The following is a 306-nucleotide window of genomic DNA, read 5'->3' as shown; positions in this document are numbered from 1 at the left end:
GATGCATACCACAATCTGATTGCCGCCATAACAGCATCACCCATATTGACCGAACGACTCAATACTGCAGCGGAAAAGGGCTATTTGGACAAACTGGCGGTCAATAAAAATCCGAATGCCGGCGCCAGCTATAATGCGGAGGAAACGGATTTCCATTAATCTGTTGCAGCTGAAAACGAGGCTGTTGTTTCAGACGATGTTTCTTGACAAAAGGTCGTCTGAAAGATCGGCTTCCCCGTCTTGAAAGAACCCCATGAAATACACAATCGCAACTGCATTGACCATCGGGCTGCTGCTTTCAGCCTG

It is taken from the genome of Neisseria sp. HMSC069H12 (assembly GCF_001812735.1).
Classification (GTDB): Bacteria; Pseudomonadota; Gammaproteobacteria; order Burkholderiales; family Neisseriaceae; genus Neisseria; species Neisseria subflava.
Note: the sequence above shows the minus strand (reverse complement) of the source record.